The organism is Delftia sp. RIT313, from assembly GCF_000632165.1.
GTDB lineage: Bacteria > Pseudomonadota > Gammaproteobacteria > Burkholderiales > Burkholderiaceae_C > Comamonas > Comamonas acidovorans.
Genome location: NZ_JFYT01000002.1, coordinates 39,497 through 59,984, shown reverse-complemented (window position 1 = coordinate 59,984; position 20,488 = coordinate 39,497). Strand labels below are relative to the sequence as shown.

General features: G+C 67.6%; 21 protein-coding genes. 8 read left to right on the top strand and 13 right to left on the bottom strand.

Annotated elements, in window-relative coordinates; all coding sequences use genetic code 11:
* The first annotated feature begins 21 nt into the window (after nucleotides 1-21).
* From BW39_RS02095 to BW39_RS02080, 4 genes are all read left to right on the top strand, one after another.
* Nucleotides 22-1,509 carry an amidase gene (locus tag BW39_RS02095; protein WP_043819381.1) on the top strand — a complete coding sequence of 496 codons (1,488 nt, stop codon included), beginning with the start codon at nucleotides 22-24 and terminating at the stop codon, nucleotides 1,507-1,509.
* A gap of 59 nt (nucleotides 1,510-1,568) precedes the next feature.
* Nucleotides 1,569-2,555 (top strand): Bug family tripartite tricarboxylate transporter substrate binding protein, encoded by a 987-nt coding sequence (locus BW39_RS02090; protein ID WP_043819378.1) that lies wholly within the window; start codon nucleotides 1,569-1,571, stop codon nucleotides 2,553-2,555.
* A 137-nt stretch (nucleotides 2,556-2,692) separates the two neighbouring features.
* Nucleotides 2,693-3,889, top strand: a complete 1,197-nt coding sequence (locus tag BW39_RS02085; protein ID WP_043819376.1) for an aminotransferase-like domain-containing protein — start codon at nucleotides 2,693-2,695, stop codon at nucleotides 3,887-3,889.
* Nucleotides 3,886-4,143 carry a SlyX family protein gene (locus tag BW39_RS02080; protein ID WP_013803183.1) on the top strand — a complete coding sequence of 86 codons (258 nt, stop codon included), beginning with the start codon at nucleotides 3,886-3,888 and terminating at the stop codon, nucleotides 4,141-4,143. The genes BW39_RS02085 and BW39_RS02080 overlap by 4 nt, the downstream gene beginning before the upstream one ends.
* Before the next feature lie 55 nt (nucleotides 4,144-4,198).
* On the opposite strand, the gene BW39_RS29990 is transcribed toward BW39_RS02080, so the two are convergent.
* The 3 genes from BW39_RS29990 to BW39_RS02070 all read right to left on the bottom strand — a co-directional run bounded on the left by BW39_RS29990 (nucleotide 4,199) and on the right by BW39_RS02070 (nucleotide 6,994).
* The gene (locus BW39_RS29990; RefSeq protein WP_012204679.1) at nucleotides 4,199-4,333 is read right to left on the bottom strand and encodes a DUF3149 domain-containing protein; all 135 of its coding nucleotides are present in this window, start codon (nucleotides 4,331-4,333) and stop codon (nucleotides 4,199-4,201) included.
* Between the two features lie 208 nt (nucleotides 4,334-4,541).
* Complete coding sequence (locus BW39_RS02075) at nucleotides 4,542-5,969, bottom strand: M20 family metallopeptidase (protein WP_043819371.1); 1,428 nt, start codon at nucleotides 5,967-5,969, stop codon at nucleotides 4,542-4,544.
* Nucleotides 5,966-6,994 carry a tripartite tricarboxylate transporter substrate binding protein BugE gene (locus BW39_RS02070; protein ID WP_043819370.1) on the bottom strand — a complete coding sequence of 343 codons (1,029 nt, stop codon included), beginning with the start codon at nucleotides 6,992-6,994 and terminating at the stop codon, nucleotides 5,966-5,968. Before BW39_RS02070 ends, BW39_RS02075 begins: the two co-directional genes overlap by 4 nt.
* 191 nt (nucleotides 6,995-7,185) lie before the next feature.
* Between BW39_RS02070 and BW39_RS02065 the strand changes: the two genes are divergently transcribed.
* Both BW39_RS02065 and BW39_RS02060 read left to right on the top strand, forming a co-directional pair.
* Complete coding sequence (locus BW39_RS02065) at nucleotides 7,186-8,175, top strand: LysR family transcriptional regulator (protein ID WP_012204682.1); 990 nt, start codon at nucleotides 7,186-7,188, stop codon at nucleotides 8,173-8,175.
* 116 nt (nucleotides 8,176-8,291) lie between these two features.
* Nucleotides 8,292-8,831, top strand: coding sequence for a DUF2721 domain-containing protein (locus BW39_RS02060; protein ID WP_052155263.1), 540 nt, complete (start codon nucleotides 8,292-8,294; stop codon nucleotides 8,829-8,831).
* Between the two features lie 30 nt (nucleotides 8,832-8,861).
* On the opposite strand, the gene BW39_RS32145 is transcribed toward BW39_RS02060, so the two are convergent.
* The 7 genes from BW39_RS32145 to BW39_RS02025 all read right to left on the bottom strand — a co-directional run bounded on the left by BW39_RS32145 (nucleotide 8,862) and on the right by BW39_RS02025 (nucleotide 17,020).
* The gene (locus tag BW39_RS32145; RefSeq protein WP_326923858.1) at nucleotides 8,862-9,308 is read right to left on the bottom strand and encodes a type IV pilin protein; all 447 of its coding nucleotides are present in this window, start codon (nucleotides 9,306-9,308) and stop codon (nucleotides 8,862-8,864) included.
* 2 nt (nucleotides 9,309-9,310) lie between these two features.
* Nucleotides 9,311-12,646, bottom strand: a complete 3,336-nt coding sequence (locus tag BW39_RS32140) for a PilC/PilY family type IV pilus protein (RefSeq protein ID WP_161786976.1) — start codon at nucleotides 12,644-12,646, stop codon at nucleotides 9,311-9,313.
* A gap of 10 nt (nucleotides 12,647-12,656) precedes the next feature.
* Nucleotides 12,657-13,214: a pilus assembly PilX family protein gene (locus BW39_RS29730; RefSeq protein WP_062794134.1), complete on the bottom strand. Its 558-nt coding sequence runs from the start codon at nucleotides 13,212-13,214 to the stop codon at nucleotides 12,657-12,659.
* Between the two features lie 2 nt (nucleotides 13,215-13,216).
* Nucleotides 13,217-14,317, bottom strand: a complete 1,101-nt coding sequence (locus BW39_RS02040) for a PilW family protein (protein WP_043819369.1) — start codon at nucleotides 14,315-14,317, stop codon at nucleotides 13,217-13,219.
* The gene (pilV, locus tag BW39_RS29725; RefSeq protein WP_052155261.1) at nucleotides 14,314-14,802 is read right to left on the bottom strand and encodes a type IV pilus modification protein PilV; all 489 of its coding nucleotides are present in this window, start codon (nucleotides 14,800-14,802) and stop codon (nucleotides 14,314-14,316) included. Before pilV ends, BW39_RS02040 begins: the two co-directional genes overlap by 4 nt.
* A gap of 19 nt (nucleotides 14,803-14,821) precedes the next feature.
* Nucleotides 14,822-15,664, bottom strand: coding sequence for a GspH/FimT family pseudopilin (locus tag BW39_RS29720; RefSeq protein WP_161786975.1), 843 nt, complete (start codon nucleotides 15,662-15,664; stop codon nucleotides 14,822-14,824).
* 450 nt (nucleotides 15,665-16,114) lie between these two features.
* Entirely contained in the window at nucleotides 16,115-17,020 is a 906-nt protein-coding gene (locus tag BW39_RS02025; RefSeq protein ID WP_043819368.1) for an HTH-type transcriptional regulator ArgP, read from the bottom strand.
* 70 nt (nucleotides 17,021-17,090) lie between these two features.
* Between BW39_RS02025 and BW39_RS02020 the strand changes: the two genes are divergently transcribed.
* On the top strand, nucleotides 17,091-17,741 hold the full coding sequence (locus tag BW39_RS02020) for a LysE/ArgO family amino acid transporter (RefSeq protein ID WP_012204685.1): 651 nt from the start codon (nucleotides 17,091-17,093) through the stop codon (nucleotides 17,739-17,741).
* Between the two features lie 9 nt (nucleotides 17,742-17,750).
* Here the strand turns inward: BW39_RS02020 and BW39_RS02015 are convergent, their stop codons facing one another.
* Together BW39_RS02015 and BW39_RS02010 are read right to left on the bottom strand one after the other, a co-directional pair.
* Nucleotides 17,751-18,062, bottom strand: a complete 312-nt coding sequence (locus tag BW39_RS02015) for a hypothetical protein (protein ID WP_043819366.1) — start codon at nucleotides 18,060-18,062, stop codon at nucleotides 17,751-17,753.
* A gap of 30 nt (nucleotides 18,063-18,092) precedes the next feature.
* Complete coding sequence (locus BW39_RS02010; protein WP_013803176.1) at nucleotides 18,093-18,590, bottom strand: Lrp/AsnC family transcriptional regulator; 498 nt, start codon at nucleotides 18,588-18,590, stop codon at nucleotides 18,093-18,095.
* Between the two features lie 108 nt (nucleotides 18,591-18,698).
* Between BW39_RS02010 and BW39_RS02005 the strand changes: the two genes are divergently transcribed.
* Nucleotides 18,699-19,601 carry an EamA family transporter gene (locus BW39_RS02005; protein WP_034391880.1) on the top strand — a complete coding sequence of 301 codons (903 nt, stop codon included), beginning with the start codon at nucleotides 18,699-18,701 and terminating at the stop codon, nucleotides 19,599-19,601.
* 97 nt (nucleotides 19,602-19,698) lie between these two features.
* Here BW39_RS02005 and BW39_RS02000 read toward each other — a convergent pair whose 3' ends face one another.
* A complete protein-coding gene (locus BW39_RS02000; RefSeq protein WP_034391882.1) occupies nucleotides 19,699-20,484 on the bottom strand; it encodes a MetQ/NlpA family ABC transporter substrate-binding protein in 786 nt (261 codons plus the stop codon).
* Between the last annotated feature and the right edge of the window lie 4 nt (nucleotides 20,485-20,488).

Below are 20,488 nucleotides of genomic sequence, written 5' to 3'. Positions count from 1 at the left end.
GTCACAAAAACGAGGAAATCCATGGAGCCAAACGCAAGCACCGCAACGCAGCAGCCGGATCTGGCCACCGGGGGTGGTGGCGTCGTGGAGATGTCGGCAGTCGCGCTGTCAAAGGCCATCCAGGGCCGCGATCTGTCCTGCGTGGAGGTGCTGGATGCCTATTGCGCACAGATCGACCGCCTCAACCCCGTGGTCAACGCGCTGGTGTCTCCGCTGGACCGGGACTGGCTGCGCGGCCGCTCCCGCGAGCTGGACACGCTGCTGGCGCGCGGCCAGAGCCTGGGGCCGCTGCACGGCTTTCCCCAGGCACCCAAGGACATCATGCCGGCGGCCGGCATGGTGACGACCAAGGGATCGCCCATCTTCGCGGGCCAGGTCTCGCAGACCGATTGCGTGGTGTTCGAGCGCATGCGCGCAGGCGGTGCGCTGTTTGTGGCACGCAGCAATTCGCCCGAGTTCGGCCTGGGCGGCCATACCTACAACCCGGTTTACGGGACCACGCGCAATGCCTTCGATCCTTCTCGCTCCGCTGGCGGCAGCAGCGGCGGGGCCGGCGTGGCCGTGGCGCTGCGCATGCTGCCCGTGGCCGATGGCTCGGACATGATGGGCTCGCTGCGCACGCCGGCCGCCTTCAACCATGTCTACGGACTGCGCACCTCGGTGGGCTGCGTGCCGCATGGCCCTTCGGAGGAGGTGTTCTTCCAGCAGTTCAGCGTGGCCGGCCCCATGGCGCGGGACATTCCCGACCTGGCCCTGCTGCTGTCCGTGCAGGCAGGCTTTGATGCACGCCTGCCGCTGACGCGCCGCAGCGAGCCGCCCAAGGACTGGACCGCGCAGCTGCAGCGCGACTGCAAGGGCCTGCGCATCGGCTGGCTGGGGGACCTGGGCGGGCACCTGCCCACCGAGCCCGGCCTGCTGGAGACCTGCCGTGCGGCGCTGCGGCATTTCAAGACCATCGGCTGTACGGTGGAAGAGGCCGTGCCGGCCTTCGACTTCGAGCGCCTGTGGCGCGCCTGGATCGACCTGCGCAGCTTCAGCGTGGCCGGGGCCAACGCCGCCCTGTACCGCGACCCGGCCACGCATGCCCTGCTCAAGCCCGAGGCCCTCTGGGAAATCGAGCGCGGCCTGGCGCTGCCGGCCATGGCGGTCTATGACGCGGCGCGTGTGCGCTCGGCCTGGTACGAAACCCTGCGCCGCCTGTTCGACAGCTACGACTTTCTGGTGCTGCCCTCCGCCCAGGTCTTCCCGTTCGATGCGGCGCTGGACTGGCCGCATGCCGTGGGCGGCCGCGAGATGGACACCTACCACCGCTGGATGCAGACCGTGGTGCCCGCCACCATGGCCGGCTTGCCGGCCCTGGCCGCGCCCGCAGGCTTCGGGCCGCAGGGGCTGCCTGCCGGGCTGCAGATCATCGGCCCGGCGCAGGCCGATCTGGCCGTGCTGCAGATCGGCCATGCCTATGACCAGGCCGGCGGCTTCTCGCGCGTGCGCAGCCCGCTGCTCGACTGAAACCGCTGCATCGAGTTTTCCCAGGTTCCCGTTCCCTTGTCCCCCAGGAGATCCGCGCCATGGCCTTGTCCCGTTCCCGTTTTCTGTCGTGTCTGATGGCCGGTGCCACGGCACTTGCGCTGCCCGCAGCCAAAGCCCAGCCCCAGTCCTACCCGGATCGTCCGATCAAGCTGGTCGTGCCGTTTGCGCCGGGCGGCGCCACCGACATCCTGGGCCGGCTGCTGACCACCTCGCTGGGTGAGCGGCTGGGCCAGCCCGTGGTCGTGGAAAACCGCCCCGGTGCAGGCACGGTGGTGGCGGGCGCGCTGGTGGCCAAGGCGCCGCCCGACGGCTACACGCTGCTGCTGGGCGCCAGCACCACGCTGACGCTCAACCCCGCCATCCGCAACCCGCTGCCCTATGACCCGCTGCGCAGTTTCACGCCGCTGGGGCTGGTGGCCGACATGGGCCTGGTGCTGGTAGCCCATAACGAAACGCCTGCACGCACGCTGCCCGAACTCGTGGCCCTGGCCAAGGCCGACCCCGACAAGCTGTCCTACGGCTCCTTCGGCACGGGATCCTCGGTGCACTTCGGCGGCGAAATGCTCAAGACCGCCACGGGCATGCGCATGGTGCATGTGCCCTTCAATGGCAGCTCGCCCAGCCTCACCGCGCTGATGGGCGGCCAGGTGCAGGTGGCCGTGGACACGGTGGTGGCCACCACGCCGCTGATCAAGGCCGGCAAGATCCGTCCCATCGCAGCGCTGGGCCCGCAGCGCCTGGCCCTGCTGCCCCAGGTGCCCACCGTGGCCGAAAGCGGCTACCCGGGCTTTGCCATGGACACCTGGTTTGCCTTCCTCGCCCCGGCCGGCCTGCCCGCACCCATCCAGAGGAAGCTGGAAAAGGCGCTGGCCGACGCCATGGCCGAGCCGGCCATGAAGAAGAAGCTGGTGGACATCGGCCTGTCGCCCGCATGGGGTCCGGCCAGCGCGCTGCAGGAGCGCATAGAGCGCGAACTGCCGCAAATGCGCGCCGTGGCCGCCAGAGCCGACATCAAGGTGGATTGAACGCAGCTGCCTTCCGGGAGAGAGGGGGAAGGCGCGAATCGACTCAGGGGGCTTCTAATCGTGCAGGAAAGCTGCGGCAGGATTGGCGACAATGCAGGCTTCGCCTTTTCATTGCACCGACAAAGAGACTCCTGCCCATGCAATTCGCCGACCGTCTGAACAACGTAGAAACCTCCGCCATCCGCGAGCTGTTCAAGCTGCTGGGCAAGCCCGGCATCATCAGCTTTGCGGGTGGTTTCCCGGACAGCGCCATGTTCGACGTGGCCGGCATCAGCGCCGCCTCCCAGGCCGCGCTGCAGCAGGAGCCGGGCGCCGCGCTGCAGTACGGTGCGACCGAAGGCTACCAGCCGCTGCGTGAGCAGATCGCCGCCTTCATGGCCGGCAAGGGCGTGCGCGAGCTGGCACCCGAGCAACTGGTGGTGACCACGGGCAGCCAGCAGGCGCTGGACCTGCTGGGCAAGACCATGATCAACCCCGGCGACAAGGTCATCGTCGAAGGCCCGACCTTCCTGGCCACCATCCAGTGCTTCCGCCTGTATGGCGCCGAAGTCATCAGCGCGCCGATCGATGCCGAAGGCGCCCAGGTCGATGCGCTGGAGCAACTCATTGCCGAGCACCGCCCCAAGCTGGTCTACCTGATCCCCACCTTCGGCAACCCCAGCGGCGCCATGCTGAGCCTGGAGCGCCGCAAGAAGGTGCTGGAGCTGGCCGTCAAGTACCAGACTCTGGTGGTGGAAGACGATCCCTACGGCGACCTGTATTTTGGCGAAGCGCCTCCGCCCAGCCTGCTGGCGCTGTCCAGCCAGGTGCCCGGCAGCCGCGACTGGCTGGCGCACTGCGGCTCGCTGAGCAAGGTGCTCAGCCCCGGCCTGCGCATTGGCTGGCTGGTGGCCCCGGCCGAGCTGCTGGGCCGCGCCGTGATGTGCAAGCAGTTCAGCGATGCCCACACCAGCACCTTTGCCCAGGCCACGGCCGCGCAGTACCTGAAGTCCGGCGCCATGCCCGCCACGCTGGCCCATGTGCGCGAGGTCTACGCGCGCCGCGCCAAGGCCATGGGCGATGCGCTGCGCGAGCACCTCGGCGATGCCGTGGAATTCCTGCAGCCCCAGGGCGGCCTGTTCCTGTGGGTGCGCCTGACCGGCAAGGGCGGCGCGCTGGCCGATGCCGGTGAGCTGGCCAAGCGGGCCATTGCCCAGGGCGTGGCCTTTGTGCCGGGTGCGCCGTTCTTTGCGCAAAACCCCGATGCCACCAGCTTCCGCCTCTCGTTCGCCACGGCTGACGAGGACAAGATCCGCGAAGGCATCGCCCGCCTGGCCCAGGCGCTCAAGGCATGAGCGTGGCTGACGACGCAGAACATGGCGGCGGGCACGCAGACGCCGATGCCCTGCAGGCGCGCGTGATGGAGCTGGAGATCAAGGCCAGCTACACCGAAGACCTGCTGGAGCAGCTGAACCTGACCATCTACCGCCAGCAGCAGCAGATCGACCGGCTGCTTGACGAGCTGCGCGACCTGCGCCGCCGGGTGCCCGAAGGCGGACCCGCCGGCGGCGCGACCAATCTGCGCGACGAACTGCCCCCGCACTATTGAGTGCGCAGGGCTGCTGCGTGCGAATGCCCAGGCCAGCCCCTGCCTGGGCATTTCTTCATTCAAGCGGCTTGTTGGCCACGTGCTTCATCTTGCCCAGGAACAGGCGCAGGAAAAAGCCCGCCATGATCAGCATGAAGACGATGGCGCCCAGGCTCATCAGGCCGTAGTCGGTGGAAAAAAGATCAATCATCAGCTTCACAAGTCCTCCTGTGGTTTGTTGGTATCGGTGGGGTCCCGATCCAACTATCGCCGTGGCCTGGCGCGGAGGGCTTGTGATGGGTCAACGCGGCGGCGGGGTGGGTTTGCGGCAGCGCAAAGGGGCAAGCCCCTGCAAGCCCGGGCAAGCCCGGGAACTGGGCATGGGGTAGGAGTCGATCATCCAGGGCGAGCCAAGCCCATCACCCCCGCATGAACGGCAAGGGCACCTCCGCAGGAATCGGGCACGCATAGGGTCGGCCGCCGCGGCGCTCAAGCAGCTCCGCCTTGGCCTGGGCAATGCGTTCGGGCTGCTCCAGCAAGGCGATGGCCGTGGCCGCCAGCACCTGGGCTGCGCGCACCATGCCGGCGTGGGCCAGGCCGGACTGGCCTTGCGAGACCATCTGCCAGGAGTGCAGCGGCGTGCCGAAGGCGTAGCAGGCCACCCAGGCCTGGACGGTGGGCGTGATCCAGCTCACATCGGCCACGTCGGTGGAGCCGAACAGGGTGTCCTCCACGGCAGGATCGTAGGGCGCCAGGCCTTCGAACACGGCCGGCACCTTGCCGCGCAGCACGCTGGCCAGCGGGCGGCTGACCTGGTCCACGTCGTTGCTGTCCAGCGTGGCCTGGAAGTCTCCGGCCAGGCGATGCAGGCCGGGGTCCACGCGCAGCGGGCCCAGGGCCTGCATCTGCGCATACATCACCTGGTTCAGCGTGCGGTTCTGCAGCAGGTTGGAGCAGGCCTTGTCAAAGACGATCTCCAGCCGGCAGTCCGTCATCAGCGCGGCGCCGCGTGCCACGTTCTGCACGCGCTCGTACAGCGCTGCTGCCTCATGGTTGCGCGCGGCGCGCACCAGGTACAGCACCTCGGCGCGCGCCTGGACCACGTTGGGCGACAGGCCGCCCGAGTCGGTGATGGCGTAGTGCACCCGCGCATCGGTGGGCATGTGCTCGCGCAGGTAGTTCACGCCCACGTTCATCAGCTCCACGGCGTCGAGCGCGCTGCGGCCCAGGTGCGGGGAATGCGCGGCATGCGAGGCCTTGCCGTGGAAGATGAATTTCGCCTGGATGTTGGCCAGCGTGCTCTGGCTGAACACGCCGGTGAAGCTGGCCGGGTGCCAGGTCAGCGCCGCGTCCACATCGTCGAACACCCCGGCGCGCGCCATGAAGGTCTTGCCCGATCCGCCTTCCTCGGCCGGGCAGCCGTAGTAGCGCACGCGTGCCTTGGCACCGCTGCGGCGCAGGTGCTCCTGCAGCGCAACGGCCGCGAAATGCGCCGAGGTGCCCAGCAGATGGTGGCCGCAGCCGTGGCCCGCCAGGCCCGGGCTGTCGGTGGAGGGCGTGCAGACCAGGGCGCCGCTTTGCTGGTTCAGGCCCGACAGCGCGTCGTACTCGCCCAGGAAGGCCAGCACCGGGCCCTCGTCGCCCCATTCGGCCAGGAAGGCCGTGGGAATGCCGGCCACGCCGCGCGTGATGCGAAACCCGGCCTGCTCCAGCGCATCAATGTGCAGCCGGGCAGAAGCGGTTTCTGCATAGCGCAGCTCGGCCAGGGACCAGATGCTGTCGGCCAGGGCCGCCATGCGCGGGGACTGCTGCTGGAAGAAGTCCTGGAGATGCTCGACTGCACTCATTCCGGCTTCACCCCTGCCTTGTCCAGCAGCGCCTTGTTGCGCTGCAGTTCGCTGGCGATCTGGGCCGGGAAGCGGCTCTGGTCCATCTCGGTGACCGAGGCGCCCAGCAGCTTCAGGTGCTTTTGCACCTCGGGCAGGCGCACGGCCTTCACCGACGCATCCTGCAACTGCCGGACGATGGCCGGTGGCGTGCCGGCCGGCACGACCAGCCCGAACCAGCTGATGCCCAGTTCGTTGAGCTGCGCGTAGCCCAGCTCCTTGAAGGTGGGCACATCGGGCAGGTCGGGCGAGCGGCTGTCGCCCGACAGCGCCACGGGGATGAGCTTGCCGCCCTTGATCTGGGGCATGGCCGAAGGCAGCTGGTCGGTCATCACCTGCACCATGCCGGCCAGGGCGTCGTTGAGCGCCGGCCCGTTGCCGCGGTAGGGCACGATCTGCACCTGGGTCTTCATGGTCTCGTTGAAGGACGCCACCATCAGATGGCCCAGCGTGCCCAGGCCCGGCACGCCCGCGCTGTAGGCGCCGGGCTGGGCGCGCAGCTTGGCCAGAAAGCCCGGGAAATCCTTGACGCCCATCTTGGGATGGACCATGTAGACCGACGGCATGGTCACCAGATTGGCCACGGGCAAAAGCCTGCCTTCCAGCTTGGCGGCGCGCGTGTACAGCGAGGGATTGATGGTGGCCGTGCTCACCGTGGCCATGCCGATGGTGTAGCCGTCAGGCGCGGCCTGGGCAATGCTTTCGGTTCCGATCAGGCCGCCAGCGCCGGCCTTGTTGTCCACCACCACGGGCTGGCCCAGCGTGCTGCGCAGGCCCTCTGCGATCACGCGCGCAACGATGTCGGTGGAGCCGCCTGCTGCAAAGGGCACGATGAGCTTGACCGGCTTGTTCGGATAGGCGTCGGCCGCATGGGCCGTGGAGGCCGTGTGGGCCAGAGTGAGGCCGCACAACACGGCGGCAAGACCGGACGTGCCCAGCGAGAGCACGGTGCGCCGCGGCAGCTGAAAGAGGGGTTTGGCTTGCATGGCATGGGTTCCATCTACGGGGGAAGGAGCCGCAGGCCTGGGCCGCGCTGGCTCCCGATGCAGGCAACTATAGAAATCCTGCCGCCCGCGTGGGCCACGGTATTTATGCCAAGCTATAAGCCGTTCCGATAGCTTGCCCTGCGCCGCCTGTGGCGCGCCAGGGCCTGCCTGGGGAAAACACTGAGACTCCCATGAGCAATGACTTCGATGACCGCGACGGCCTGGACGATGCGGCCACGCCCCAGGGGCGGCTGCTGTATTCGCGCCTGACCAAGCATGTGCGCCTGCGCCAGCTGCAACTGCTGGTGGCGCTGCAGCAATGCGGCTCGGTGGTGCAGGCCGCCGCCACGCTGCACATGAGCCAGTCGGCCGCCACCCAGGCGCTGGCCGAGATGGAGCGCGTGCTGGACATCCGCCTGTTCGAGCGCCATGCGCGGGGCATACGCCCCACGCTGGCCGGCCAGACCCTGGTGGACACGGTGCGCGGCGTGCTGGCCGCGCTGGAGGAGGTGGCGGAATCGCTGGCTGCCATTCGCCGGGGCGCGGCGGCCGCGCTGCGGCTGGGCGCCATTCCGGCGGCAGCCCTGGCCATTCTTTCGCCCCTGCTGGCGCGGTTCTATGCCGAGCACCCCGAGGTGCATGTCGATGTGCACGAAGACGCCAGCACCCGGCTGCTGTCCCAGCTGCTGGGCGGCGGGCTGGACGCGGTGTTCTGCCGCGAGCCGGCGCTGCTGCCCGGCCCCTTCGCCTTCGAGCCGCTGCTGGCCGACACGGCCGTGGTGGTGGCCGCACGCTCGCATGCGCTGGCCGGGCGCCGTGACGTGCCGCTGCAGGCCTTGACCGGCGCACGCTGGGTGCTGCCCACGGCCAACATCGCCGTACGCGGGATTTTCGAGGCCGAGGTGCTCCAGGCGCTGCCCGATGCGCCCTGGTTTCCCGTCTCCACCGTTTCCCTGCCGATACTGGAGGGCCTGTTGAGCCAGCCCGGCGCCGTGGCCCTGGTGCCACTGAGCATTGCGCCGGGCCTGCAGACCCATGCGCGCGTGTGCCGGCTTGATGTGCGGCTGACGGGCAGGTTGGCGCCGCTGGGCGTGGTCTGCCGGCGCGACCAGGCGCCCGCCCTGCTGACCGAGATGCTGTCGCTGTGCCGGCAGATGCTGCCAGCGCCACCGGCCCGCTGAATGCCAAAAGCTGGCGACATGGCCTCTTGCCGGCCCCGCTTGCGGCCACAATACTGTCCGCGCGAAAACACGGCAGCATGGCCGCACCAGACAACAGAAAGCACGCAGAGGACCGCATGATCAATTGGTCGCTAGACGCCGATACCGTCACCCACAGCATCCAGCTGGCGCTGGCGCCGGTGTTCTTCCTGACGGCCGTGGCCGGCATGATCGGCGCCGTGGCCGGGCGGCTGGCCCGCATCATCGACCGCGCGCGCAAGCTGGAAGAACTGCTGCGCAACCCGCAGGAAGAGGACTTCATCGCGCGCAGCCTCACGGAACTGCACTTTCTGCGCAAGCGCGGCCGGCTGGCCAATGTCTGCATAGGGCTGCTGACCGTCTGCGGCTTTTGCATCGGCCTGACCATTGCCCTGCTGTTTCTGGGCGAGGCCTACGGCATCAACGGCCATGGCTATGCGGTGCTGGGCTTTCTGTTCGGCGTGCTGATGTTTCTCTCGGCCCTGGCCTGCTTTCTCTGGGAAACCATCATGGCCACCAGCCTGCTGGACTTCCACACCCTGACCCGCGTGCGCGCGGCCGTGCGCACCATACAGCGGCCCGAGCCTGCCGGGTCCGGGGCGCCGGCCCCGATCCCTGGGCCGGGCAGCGAACCCTGAGCGCGGCTGCCGGGCCACGCTGCGCGGCTGCTACCAGCAATCGCGCGCAGGCAGGGTGCCATTGCGGACCCCGCCCACGCCCAGGTGGTCGTAGGTGAAGGTATGGCATTTGTCGCTGAGCTGGCTTCGCAGCGGCGAGGCAATGAGGGTGTAGCTCGATGCGGTGGGGTCAGGGCTCAGCGACAGTTCGTAGAAACCGTCGGGAGATCGGCTGGCATAGACGCCGGTGCCTCCCAGCGTCGCACCCTCGTAGGTCAGGTTGGCGGAAAAGTACTTCTCCATGGCGCCTGCGGCCTCCAGCAAGGCGCGCCTGCCATCGGTGCGGCGGGACTTGCGCAGGTATTCGGCATAGCTGGGATAGGCGATGGCCGACAGGATGCCGATCACGGCCACCACCACCATCAGCTCGATCAGGGTGAAGCCGCCTGCCGTCCGGCGGCGGCCGGGCGTCGGCAACGGGTTGTTCTGCATGCCCATAGTCAGTCCAGGCCCAGCGGATGGATGTCGGCCGGGGTGTCCTCGCGCCAGGAAATGCGCCTGTTGCTCAGCGGCCCCTTGCTTTCGGCCAGCGACTGCAGGCCTGCGGTGCTGTTCATGACCTTGGTCTCCTGCTTGCCGTTGTTCAGGATGGCGGGCTGAGAGCTGATGCCCTCCAGCCGCGCGCCCCCGGTGGCGCGGTCGTTGTCGCCGTAGCGGTCGCTGCCGTCCACCGTACCGTCGCCGTTGATGTCGAACAGGCCGTCGGCATACTTCTCCGCGCCCTGGCCGTCCAGCGAGAGTTCCATCAGCCAGCTATGGCCGCCTGCCGTACACATCTGCGTGCTGGGCACGGCCGTGGTGAAGATGATGCGGTCGCGGCGCAGCATGGGATGGGTGATCAAGCGCTCGCCCGCGTCGGCCAGGGGCATGATCCAGTTCCTGTTGCCGGGGCGGCCGTCGGAGATCAGCCGCAGGGACATCTGCGTGGTGCGGCCATCGCCGTTGGCGGCGCCGGCGTCGACACTGGTGACCTTCAGCACGCTGTGGCTTGCGGAGGAGCCCCCGGTGCCTTCGTCCAGCAGGCTGAAGAAGTACTGGGATGCGGAGGCCGGGGCCGCAGCGTCATGGTCGCCGACCTCGAAGCTCTTGCCCGTGCCGTACAGCAGCTGCACGTGCGATTGCAGCGTGCCGTGGCTGATCTTGGCCTCGGGCCGCGTGGTGATGGGCTGCCCGTGGAAGCTGCCGCCCCAGGGGGTGCTCATCGGTGCAGGAGTGCCGTTGACCGACGGCACGATCCCGCCCCCGTCCCCGCTCGCGGCCATGAGGTCGAAGCGCCACATGTTGCCCTGCAGGTCTCCCGCATAGACGCGGTCCACCAGCCCGTCGTCATCCAGGTCCACGGCAGCCGGCGTGCTCAGGCCATTGGGCCACCTGCGCGTGCTGTCTTGCACGCCTCGGCGAGTGTCCCATTTCCTGTGCAGCGCGCCGGTCTCCAGGTTGACGGCGTACAGCACGGCATTGCCGCTGGCGCTGGCCGCGCCGTCCGCCTCCACATTGTTGTAGCCGTTGCCGAACAGGGCCATCCAGCCTGCCCGTGTCCTGGCGATGGAAGGCTGCGCGAAGCTGAAGCCCATGTCCATATCGAAACCGGCCGGTCGGTTGCTGCCCGGTGCGCGCCGGTCGCGGTCGCCGAACTCCCACAGCACGACGTCCTTGGCGGCGGCTTCGGTGATCGCATCGGGATCGGTGATGTCCAGCGCGTACACGCCCTGGCCCCCTGCGCCCAGACCCCCCACGAGGATGGTCCGCCACCGGCCGCCGATGAAGGCATCGGACACCATGGGCGAGCCGTCCACGTAGAAGCGGTGGCGGTAGTTCGGATCGGACAGCTGGCGCAGGTGGGGGATCACGGTCGAGGGGACATAGGCAAAGAGCTCCTGCCCCGTATCCGCGTCGAAAGCATGCAGCATGCCGTCGTTGGCTCCCACGTAGACCATCTTGCGGCGATCGGCCCGTGCCTTGCGGAATTCGCGGTAGGAGGCCTCGGTGTAGGGCATCTCGGGCGCGCCCACATACACCGGGGCCGAGTTGACGATGTCGCCCAGCAGGCTGGTGCGCCTGCGCAGGGGTCCACGGGGCGCTTCCTGCGCCTGGCTGCCCCGCAGGTAGGCCAGCACGTCGAGCGATCCGATCTGCCTTTGCTGCTCGGGGTTCAGTGCATCCCAGGCAAAGGCCACGCCTTGGCGCGTGTCGGGCCGGTAGCTGAGGATGCGGCGTGTCGCAGGAATGCGTGCCTCCCACTGCGCCTGTTCGGCCACCGCAGTGCCTGTGATGCTGTGCGCTGACAGCGTGCCGCTCCAGTCGCGGGGATCGAAGCGGGCCTGGTAGATCCTGGTGCTGCTGGACACGTTGGTGGAGTTGGCCGCCACGGCGGCCACGCTGGAGGAGCGGGCGGCGATGTCGGCGAAGATCGCCTGCAGGGCGGTATCGAGGGTCGCGGGGTCGTTGGCCGCGAAGGCGCGCTCCGTGCCCCCGGCGGCGGCCACCTCGTTCAATTGCTCGGGATTGGTGCCGAAGGGCAGGGCGAATCCGATGACGAAGGTCTCCACGTTGGCCTCTTGCCTGAGGCGCCGCGCGGCCTCTGCCGTCTGGCGCAGGCCGGCCGCCATGTCCTGGATGATGGTGCCGTCGGGCCGGGTCGAGGGCAGGCCGTCGGTGAGCAGCACCAAAAAGTTGCGGCCGCAGGACTGGGGCAGCGGATAGCAGGCGGGCACATAGCCCTCTGCCGCATCGCGCCAACTGCCCCCCTCGCCCTGGAAGTAGTCGAATGCCGTCAGCAGCGTGCCCTCCAGCGGCGTACTGCCCGCGTTCTGCAGGGGCAGGGCGGGATTGGTCGGCCCGTTGACCTCAAACTGCGAGGTGGCCAGCTTGCGATCCAGCGCGGCCCTGTGGGCGCCGTCCAGCGGCCGGATGGGCTGGTGCAGGAAGCCGCGGCCTGGAAAGCGGCGGGAACCGTCATTGTTGCGCCACCCGTTGCTGAACCAGGCCAAGCCTATGGGCGTGAGGAATATCTGCCTGCCGAAGTCGAAGATGCCCTGGGCGAAGTCGGAGTCGGTGGCCTCGAAAGGTCCCTCGAACCAGAAGTCGCCATAGCCCGCAATGACGGTGTTGTCGGTACCTATCTTGCTGCGGAAGCAGGCATAGCGGTCCCAGGGGCCATCGGGTGTCTCGGTTGTGCGGAAGCCGTCGGGATTGGCGGGCGTGGCCGCGGCGTTGGCTGTGGCGGAAAAGCAGTGGGCGGCCGTGTTGCCGAGGCCGTACATCGGCAAGGCCACGTTGAAGTGGATGAAGCGCCCAGGGTCGTTGGGGTTGGGGAGGCGGAAGCGCTTGTTGTCGGGGCTGGCGCGCGGGCCTTCCCAGTCCCGGTTCCAGTGCCTGGGGTTGTAGCTGACGTCGTACAGCGAGTTGCCCAGGCTGGTGATGTCAACGTGGTCGTTCTGCTGGTAGGCCATCAGGCCCAAGTTCATGCGCCCCTGGTGGCGTTCAATGATGGTGCGGGCCGCGGTGCGGGCGATTTCGGACTTGCTGTTCGCACTGGCGCTGCCCACGGCCCAGCCGTTGGGTGCCTCGTCCATGCTGTTGGAGTTGTCCATGATGAGCAGCACGTTGGGCGTGGCGTTCTGCGTGGCCATTAGGGGCACCTGTGAGATGTTCAGGGGCACGGGGCGCGCCGGTTGCTGCGCGCGGGGGCCGGCCATGCAGGCGAGCAGCAGCATCGCCACTGCCGCCGGCAAGAGGGGGTGCTGGGCTGGCTTTTGCAGAGGGAGTTTGCGCATGGTCTTTCCTTCAATTGATGTACATGCTTTGCAGCACCACCCGCGAGGCCGGACTGCCATCGGCGCGCCGGGCCGCTCCCATGCCGATGGCCGTCACGCGAAAGACGGGAGGGCGGCCCTGGTCGGCGCCATAGCCCTGCACCACCACGCTTTGCGCAGGGGTCTCCAGCCGCTCGATGAGGTAGCGCGGTGTCGGGGCTCCCTGGGGGCCGGGGGCGGTCTGCCCGGTGTGCGTGCCCAGCGCCACGCCCAGCGTGTCCTGGGCAATGAGCGCCTCGGACCACGAGCTGCCGTCTTCCCTGGGCAGGCACAGGCCCGCTGTGCAGGCATCGTCAAAGGCCTCCAGGGCCGGGTTGCGGGTGGTGATGTCCTGCTCCCCGTCGCGCAGCGCGGCCTCGGCGGCCTGGAAGGCGATGTGCCAGTCGTTGCGGTTGCCCGTGGACCGGCCCTGCAGCAGGCCCATGTTCATGGCGGCCAGCGACAGCATCACCAGGGCCATCATGATGATCATGGTGGTGATGAGCGCCAGGCCGCCCTGTGTCCGTGTTTGTGTCCGTGTCCTTGCCATGCTCATTCCACCCGGTTTCGCAGCGTGAAGACCGCGCTGAATTCACGGTACAGCCGCCGATCGGCTGCGGTGGTGCGCCGGGGGGCGCCGTTGCCGTCGCGATAGAAGGTGTAGCTCTGGGGTGCGTGCAGCAGCGCACCCATGCCAGGCGCGGAGGCCATGAGAAGGCGCACTTCCACGGCGCGCACGGCAGGAGGCGGTGGCGGCGGAGGCGGGCCCGGCGTCGTCGCTCTGCCGGCCAGGCCGGAGTCGGTGTTGTTCCATACGCTGTTGCCGGGAGCCTTTTGCTGCACGGCGGCCGAGGGCTGGCCGTGTATGGCCTCGATCTTGAGATCCACGGCCCCTTCGGCCAGCATGCGGCAGCTCAGGTTATTGGCTTTGCCTTGCTCGGGCTTGGGATCGATCAGGCTGCTGGAGCAGTGGATGAGGCCGGTGGCGCTGCCGTCCTTGAGCCGCCCGATGAAGAACAGGTCATTGACTGCGGGCAGCACGCGTGCATCGCGCTTGAGGGGCGTCAGGCCGCAGGCGCCACGGTCCGGAGAGAAGCCGGAAATTCCCGATCCGGGCGGGGGCTGGATGCAGGTATCCAGGAGCACCCGGCGGGAAATGTAGGTCTGCGAGCAATCGGTCGCGACGACCACATCGTTGTCGCTCAGTTGCTGGCTGCTCTTGTGCGTGCCCGTGCCCGCGGTCCTGAGCACGTCCGACCGGGCGCTGGCCTGGGCAGGGACATCTTCCGCGAAACTGGTCCAGGCATCCTGTGCCTGTCCGCGCCGGATGCCTATGGGATCCAGCAGGTTCCAGTGGGGCCCGAGCCTTTCGGGCTCGGCGATGAAGGGGGGAACCTTGGTCAGGGCCGTGCTGCAGCCCGTGAAGCCCGCATTGCGCACCGCCTGGCCCATCACGCCAAAGCTCAGGCGTGCATCGCTTTGCATGCGCGCCAGTGCATTTTCATGGCGCAGCAGGCCTCTTGCGTTCACATACAGTCCCGCCAAGGCGGCCAGGAGAAACAGGGCGATGACCACCGCCACCATGAGTTCCACCAGGGTCAGGCCCTGTTGCGGGCCTTGCTGCGGGCCACGGGATGCCAGCCGATCTCTCATGGGATGACCTCGATGCTGTGTTCTTCGGGGTTTCCATCCCCGCTGCGGGGATGGCTCCAGGTCACGGTGATGAGGGTCTTGCCTTCGGCAGTCTTGACGCTGCCCTGGCCCTGGGCCAGGGCGTTGCCCAGGTCCCTTTGCCACAGGCACAGCCGGTACTGGGCATGGGCCTTGTCGTCTCCGCCTTCGCCAGGGTCGCTGCAGGATCTGGGCGCGGTGCCGCCACCGCCGTCGAAGTCGCCTGCCAGTGCGCCCCGGCGGTTGGCGCGCAGGCGTTCCACCATCTCGGCGGCCTTTTGCACGGCCGCCGTGCGCTGGTAGGAGGCATTGAGGTCGCCCAGGTTCTGATAGAGCCCCTTGAGGGTGCCCAGCAGGCCGGCGGAAATGACCACCAGGGTGACCATGACCTCCACCAGCGTGAAGCCTGCCTGCGATGCCGCAGCTACGGCGGGGGTGGGGGCGGGGTGTGGATCCTTCCTGTCCATGCGAAGTCCTCGCTTGTGTTCAGAGGCCGGAAGCGGCGCCGGCGCAGTCCACGGCTTGCGGCTTGCGGCTGTCAGAGGCGCGGGGCAGCGGGTCGCGCGGTGCCAGGTCCTGCAGGCCACCGGCATACATGGCGATATGGCGGGCGGGGGGGGGCCGGGCGCGACTCGGGCAGGCCGTGAAGGGCACGTCGGGGTTGCAGGGGTAGGCCACGCGGTGGACCTGCTCGGCGCCCGGTGCGCCCTGGCGGGCCGTGGGCCAGCAGATCTGCCCGTCCGGAAGCGCGTGTACGGCGTGGCCCGCCGATTTCATGCCCTGGCCGCCCGTCGGATACCAGGCGAAGAGATCCACGCTGCGCACGCTGGGAAACACCCTGAGGACTTGGTCGTCCTCGTCGATCACGCGGGGGGTGCTGCCGTCGCTGAAGGCGATCAGCTCGCCGGACCAATCCTGGAGCCCCTGATAGGGACCGCTGCCGATGGTGGTGTCGCTGCAGGCCTTGCGGCCCGCGCTGGCAGGGCAGATGGTGATGCGCTGGTTGCGTCGTCCCGCCTCGTGCTGGGCCATGCGCAGGGCCGCGGACAGGCGCATCAGTGCGGACTCCTGCTGGCTGGCCTGCACCATGTCGTTCATGTTGGGGGCGGCAATGGCCAGCAGGATGACCATCACGGCCAGGGTCACCATGATCTCCACCAGGGTGAAGCCCTGGTGGCGCCCTGCGGGCGGCGCAGGCATGCCGCCGGCTTCGCGGCGCCGCTGGCATGCCGCATGCGCAATGAATGGAATGCGCAAATGAAAAGCGAAGGAGTACTCCTGCATTGCCTGTCCCGTGTATTCGTCCCTGTGTATTCCTGTGGTGGTCATAGGCGAATCCTGAATATCCGGCAATGGAGGCATTGCCGGAGATGTCGATTTCCTGGATATGGCAAGTATTTCGAGGCGCGTCTATTGCCTGGGTGATTTTCAAAAAGAGTGGCAGCTTTATGAAATTGCCTTGAGGCCCGCGAATTCTCTAGGCTCCCGGCAAATGATGTCAAGGCTTTTCAGAAAATCTGAGTCCTTCTTTTTGCCCCCGGGACGCTTGTATCCGCCTTATGGGAATGCTCCTATTTTATTTCTAGGACTGTTCCTGTTTGCATTTTCCGGGCGTGCGCGGGATTATCTGCTGACGCCGGTATTTCAGCGGCTTCAATGAATGGAAGACCTGTTTGTTTCCGGTATTGCGATGATCCCGGATTGGCAAAAACGCATTGGCCGGGGAGGTGGATTCGACGGAGTGGGCGAGGGGGAAAGAGAGGGTCGTCGATGGCCCCCTCACTCCATCGGGTCAAGACAGGCGGCTGCCGCCTGGATCACGCAGTCGGTCAGCCGCTGCAGGCTGGCCTGCGCATTGCGCGCATGGGCCCAGTACATGGGAATGTCCAGGTCGTTGCCGGGCAGCAGCTCCACCAGGCTGCCTTCGGCCAGCTGCGCGCCGATCATCGGCGGCGGGTGCATGCCCCAGCCCATGCCCAGCTCGCAGGCCCGCGTATAGCCCTGGTTGGAGGGAAGAAAGTGGCGCGGCGTGTTGCGCCGCCCCTCTGCGCCCAGGCGTTGCAGCCATTGGTCCTGCAGGCTGTCCTTGCGGCCGTAGCTCATCATGGGCGTGCGCGCCATGGCCTCGGGCGTGATGCCGTCCTTCAGGTAGCGGCGAATGAAGTCGGGGCTGGCGGCCGCCACGTAGCGCATGCGGCCCAGTGGCCAGGTATTGCAGCCGGGAATGGCCGATGAAGTGGCCGTGACGGCGGCCAGCACCTCGCCCTCGCGGATGCGCTTGGCCGTGTGGTCCTGGTCGTCGATGCTGATGTCCAGCAGCTCGTTGCCGTCGCGCGTGAAGGCGGACATGGCATCCATGAACCAAGTGGACAGCGAGTCGGCATTGACGGCCAGCTTGAGCGTGGGCAGGGCGGTCTGGCCCTCGGGGACCAGTTCCGGGTTCTTGCGGCGCAGATCGTTTTCGAGCAGGGCCACCTGCTCCAGGTGCAGGCACAGCCTGCGGCCCGCATCGGTGCCCGAGCAGGGCTGGCCGCGCAGTACCAGCACCTGGCCCACACGCTCCTCCAGCAGCTTGATGCGCTGGGAAACGGCCGAGGGCGTGACATGCAGCTTGCGTGCCGCGCGCTCGAAGCTGCCTTCGCGCACCACGGCCGCCAGGGCTTCGAGTCCGGCGTAGTCGAGCATTTAGATATTCTTCATTTGGTTGAGTAAATGTAATTTTACTTAACCATTTGCTGGCCAGACAATCCCGGCCATGTGGACTGCAAATGTTTCTTCTTCCTGGCTGGCGGGCTTCACGGTCTGCCTGTCTCTCATCGTCTCCATCGGCGCCCAGAACCTCTATGTGCTGCGCCAGGCCGTTCAAGGCCAGCATGTGCGCGCGTGCGTGGCCTGGTGCGTGGTGAGCGACGTGGTGCTCATCGGCCTGGGCGTGGCGGGCATGGCCCGGCTGCTGGGCGACAACCCCGACCTGGCCCGCTACCTGACGCTGGGCGGCGCCCTGTTCCTGCTGGCCTATGGGCTGATCGCGCTGTGGCGCATGGCCATGGCGCCCGATGCGCAACTGGCGGCATCGGGCGGGCAACTGGCCCCGCGTGGCCTGCTGGGCGTGGTCTCCACGCTGGCCGTGATCACCCTGTTCAACCCCCATGTCTATCTGGACACGGTGCTGCTCATGGGCTCCATCGGCGCGCGCCAGGAAGGCGTGCTCAAGTGGGTCTATGTGGTGGGCGCAGCATCGGCCAGCCTGTCGTGGTTCGTGGCGCTGGCCTTTGCGGGCCGCCGCATGAAGCGCCTGTTCGAGAAGCCGCAGGCCTGGCGCGTTCTCGATGGCCTCACGGGCGTGATGATGCTGGCGCTGGCCTGGTGGGTGGCTGGCAGCGCGTTGGCACCGGCAGTTGGCTGACGGCGCAGATCAGTCTGCGGCCGGGGCTTGCTCGCCGGGCGCCCAGGTGCCCACGGCCTCGATGAGGTTCCAGCTGTTGCATTCGATGCAGTAGTGGCCCGTGGCGCCGGTCTTCTGGCTGGTCGCCTCGATGACGACCTTGTGGCCATGGCGCTGGGCCTCGGACAAGGGCTGGATCATGTCGTAGTTGTATTGCTCGGCCAGGTCGCCCCGGAAGGAAATGGTGATGCGCTCGCGCTTGGGATAGTAGTCACGCTCGTACTTGTCGAGGGTGCGTGTGGCGACAAGGCGGGCCATGCTGTCCGGTGAAGGTGCGCTCAAAGCAGTCTCCTGGTGTATGTCTAGGTTGTGTCAACTTGTTTCATTGTCGGGCTTGTGTTCTGCCATCGGCAACTGCAGCCCGGTCTTGATGCGTTCCAGAGCGATCGAGGTGGTGTAGCGCCGGATGTTGTCGTCTCCGGAGAACAGCCGCGCCGCCAGCGCCTGGTACTCCTGCATATCGGCAGCCGTGACGATCAATGAATAGTCGGCTTCCCCGGTCACGTAGTAGCACTGCTGCACGGCGGGCTCGCGCGCCACGCGCGCGCGGAAGGCCAGGGACAGGTCCGGGCGCTCGTTGGCCAGCTGCACGTTGATGAGCACGGTGAGCGGGCGCCCCGTGCGCACGGGATCGACCACGGCCACGTTGGCCGTGATCACGCCCAGCTCCTGCAGGCGCCGTATGCGCCGCTGCACGGCCGGTGCCGAAAGGTGGACCTGCTCGGCAATGAGGCGCTGTGGCGTGAGGTTGTCGCGCTGGAGCACGTCGAGGATGGCGCGGTCAAAAGTATCGAGTGCGATGGCGGGCATGGGGAAGGGGCGGAAAACGGGTGCGGGGCGGTCGGAAAGAGCGAATATTGCGCGAAGAGGCCCCAAAACGAGCCTTTTGCATCGCTGGCCTGCAATATCGTACGGGCCATGACAACAAACACCACATGGAACCGCGCCTGGCCCCTGCTGGCCGTGCTGGGCTCGGTCACGGCACTGGGCGTGGGCACTTCACTGGCCAAGCAGCTTTTTCCGGTGCTGGGCGCCCAGGGCACTTCGGCATTGCGCGTGGGCTTTGCCGCGCTGATACTGGTGGCCATCTGGCGGCCCTGGCGCTGGACGCTGGCCCGCCCCCAGGCCTGGGCGCTGCTGCGTTTCGGCGTGGCGCTGGGCGCCATGAACCTGCTGTTCTACATGGCGCTGCGCACCATTCCCTTTGGCCTGGCCGTGGCCATCGAATTCTCCGGCCCGCTGGCCGTGGCCATCTACCACTCGCGCCGGCCGGTGGACTTTGTCTGGCTGGCGCTGGCCGTGGCGGGGCTGGCCCTGATTTTGCCGATAGGGGGCGCCGGCGCGGGCGGATTGGTGCTGGAGCCCGTGGGCATTGCCTGCGCCGTGGGCGCTGCCATCTGCTGGGCGCTGTACATCCTGCTGGGTCAGCGCCTGGGCAGCATTCCCAGCGGCCAGGCCGTGTCGCTGGGCCTGGTGTTCGCCGCCATGGTGGTGGTGCCCTTCGGCGTGGCCGAGGCGGGGGCCAAGCTGCTGCAGCCGTCCATCCTGGCCTTCGGCCTGGTGGTGGCGGCCATCTCCAGCGCCTTGCCCTATACGCTGGAGATGATGGCCCTGCGCCGCCTGCCACCGGCCACCTTCGGCATCGCCCTGGCCACGGAGCCTGCGATTGCCGCCCTCATGGGCATGCTGCTGCTGCATGAGCACCTGGTGGGGACCCAGTGGCTGGCCATCGCCTGCATCATGGGCGCGGCCATGGGCAGCGCCATCACGCGGCCCGCTGCGGCGGCCAAGGCGCCGGCCGAGGTGACGCCTGCGGGTTGAGTGGCGATACCAGGGAACGGGAATGAAAAAAGCGCTGCCGAGGCAGCGCTTTTTTTGCGGGGACAGGACGCAGCCGACCGGCTGCATTCCCTGCGCCTCAGAACGCAGGAACGACAGCGCCCTTGTACTTCTCGAGGATGAACTTCTTCACGTCGGGCGTGTGCAGCGCGTTCATCAGCTTGGCGATGTTGGGATCGTTGGCACGGTCCTGGCGCGAGACCACGATGTTGGTGTAGGGCGAATCGGAGCCTTCGATGAACAGCGCATCCTTGGTGGGATTGAGCTTGGCCTCGATGGCGTAGTTGGTGTTGATCAGGGCCAGGTCCACGTCAGCCAGTGCGCGCGGCAGCAGCGGGGCTTCGAGTTCCTTGAACTTGAGCTTCTTGGGGTTCTTGGCCACGTCCAGCGGCGTGGGGGTCAGGCTCTTGGGGTCCTTGAGCTCGATCAGGCCCTGCTTGGCCAGCAGAATCAGGGCGCGGCCGCCGTTGGAGGGGTCGTTGGGGATGGCGATGGTGGCACCGTCCTTCAGATCCTTCACGTTCTTGATCTTCTGCGAGTAACCGCCGAAGGGCTCCACATGGACCTTGCCATTGGGCACGGCCACCAGCGAGGTCTTGCGGTCCTTGTTGTAGCTGTCCAGGTAGGGCTGGTGCTGGAAGAAGTTCACGTCCAGCTGCTTGTCCTCGACTGCCGCATTGGGCTGCACGTAGTCGCTGAATTCCTTGATCTGCAGGTCGATGCCCTGGGCCTTGAGGGCCGGCTTCACATGGTTGAGGATTTCTGCATGGGGCACGGCGGTGGCGCCGACCTTGAGCACGTCGGCGGCCTGGGCCGTCAGGGCCAGCGTGGCAATCGCGATTGCGGAGAGGGCTTTCTTCAACATGACC

Coding starts and splice junctions, on each gene's coding strand:
- BW39_RS02065 (WP_012204682.1), top strand. CDS start 7,186: ATGAGCAATGACTTCGATGACCGCGACGGCCTGGACGATGCGGCCACG.
- BW39_RS02005 (WP_034391880.1), top strand. CDS start 18,699: ATGACAACAAACACCACATGGAACCGCGCCTGGCCCCTGCTGGCCGTG.
- pilV (WP_052155261.1), bottom strand. CDS start 14,802: ATGGACAGGAAGGATCCACACCCCGCCCCCACCCCCGCCGTAGCTGCG.
- BW39_RS02070 (WP_043819370.1), bottom strand. CDS start 6,994: ATGCAAGCCAAACCCCTCTTTCAGCTGCCGCGGCGCACCGTGCTCTCG.
- BW39_RS02040 (WP_043819369.1), bottom strand. CDS start 14,317: ATGAGAGATCGGCTGGCATCCCGTGGCCCGCAGCAAGGCCCGCAACAG.
- BW39_RS02000 (WP_034391882.1), bottom strand. CDS start 20,484: ATGTTGAAGAAAGCCCTCTCCGCAATCGCGATTGCCACGCTGGCCCTG.
- BW39_RS29730 (WP_062794134.1), bottom strand. CDS start 13,214: ATGGCAAGGACACGGACACAAACACGGACACAGGGCGGCCTGGCGCTC.
- BW39_RS02095 (WP_043819381.1), top strand. CDS start 22: ATGGAGCCAAACGCAAGCACCGCAACGCAGCAGCCGGATCTGGCCACC.
- BW39_RS32140 (WP_161786976.1), bottom strand. CDS start 12,646: ATGCGCAAACTCCCTCTGCAAAAGCCAGCCCAGCACCCCCTCTTGCCG.
- BW39_RS02025 (WP_043819368.1), bottom strand. CDS start 17,020: ATGCTCGACTACGCCGGACTCGAAGCCCTGGCGGCCGTGGTGCGCGAA.
- BW39_RS29990 (WP_012204679.1), bottom strand. CDS start 4,333: ATGATTGATCTTTTTTCCACCGACTACGGCCTGATGAGCCTGGGCGCC.
- BW39_RS02010 (WP_013803176.1), bottom strand. CDS start 18,590: ATGCCCGCCATCGCACTCGATACTTTTGACCGCGCCATCCTCGACGTG.
- BW39_RS02020 (WP_012204685.1), top strand. CDS start 17,091: ATGTGGACTGCAAATGTTTCTTCTTCCTGGCTGGCGGGCTTCACGGTC.
- BW39_RS32145 (WP_326923858.1), bottom strand. CDS start 9,308: ATGGGCATGCAGAACAACCCGTTGCCGACGCCCGGCCGCCGCCGGACG.
- BW39_RS02080 (WP_013803183.1), top strand. CDS start 3,886: ATGAGCGTGGCTGACGACGCAGAACATGGCGGCGGGCACGCAGACGCC.
- BW39_RS02060 (WP_052155263.1), top strand. CDS start 8,292: ATGATCAATTGGTCGCTAGACGCCGATACCGTCACCCACAGCATCCAG.
- BW39_RS02075 (WP_043819371.1), bottom strand. CDS start 5,969: ATGAGTGCAGTCGAGCATCTCCAGGACTTCTTCCAGCAGCAGTCCCCG.
- BW39_RS02090 (WP_043819378.1), top strand. CDS start 1,569: ATGGCCTTGTCCCGTTCCCGTTTTCTGTCGTGTCTGATGGCCGGTGCC.
- BW39_RS29720 (WP_161786975.1), bottom strand. CDS start 15,664: ATGACCACCACAGGAATACACAGGGACGAATACACGGGACAGGCAATG.
- BW39_RS02085 (WP_043819376.1), top strand. CDS start 2,693: ATGCAATTCGCCGACCGTCTGAACAACGTAGAAACCTCCGCCATCCGC.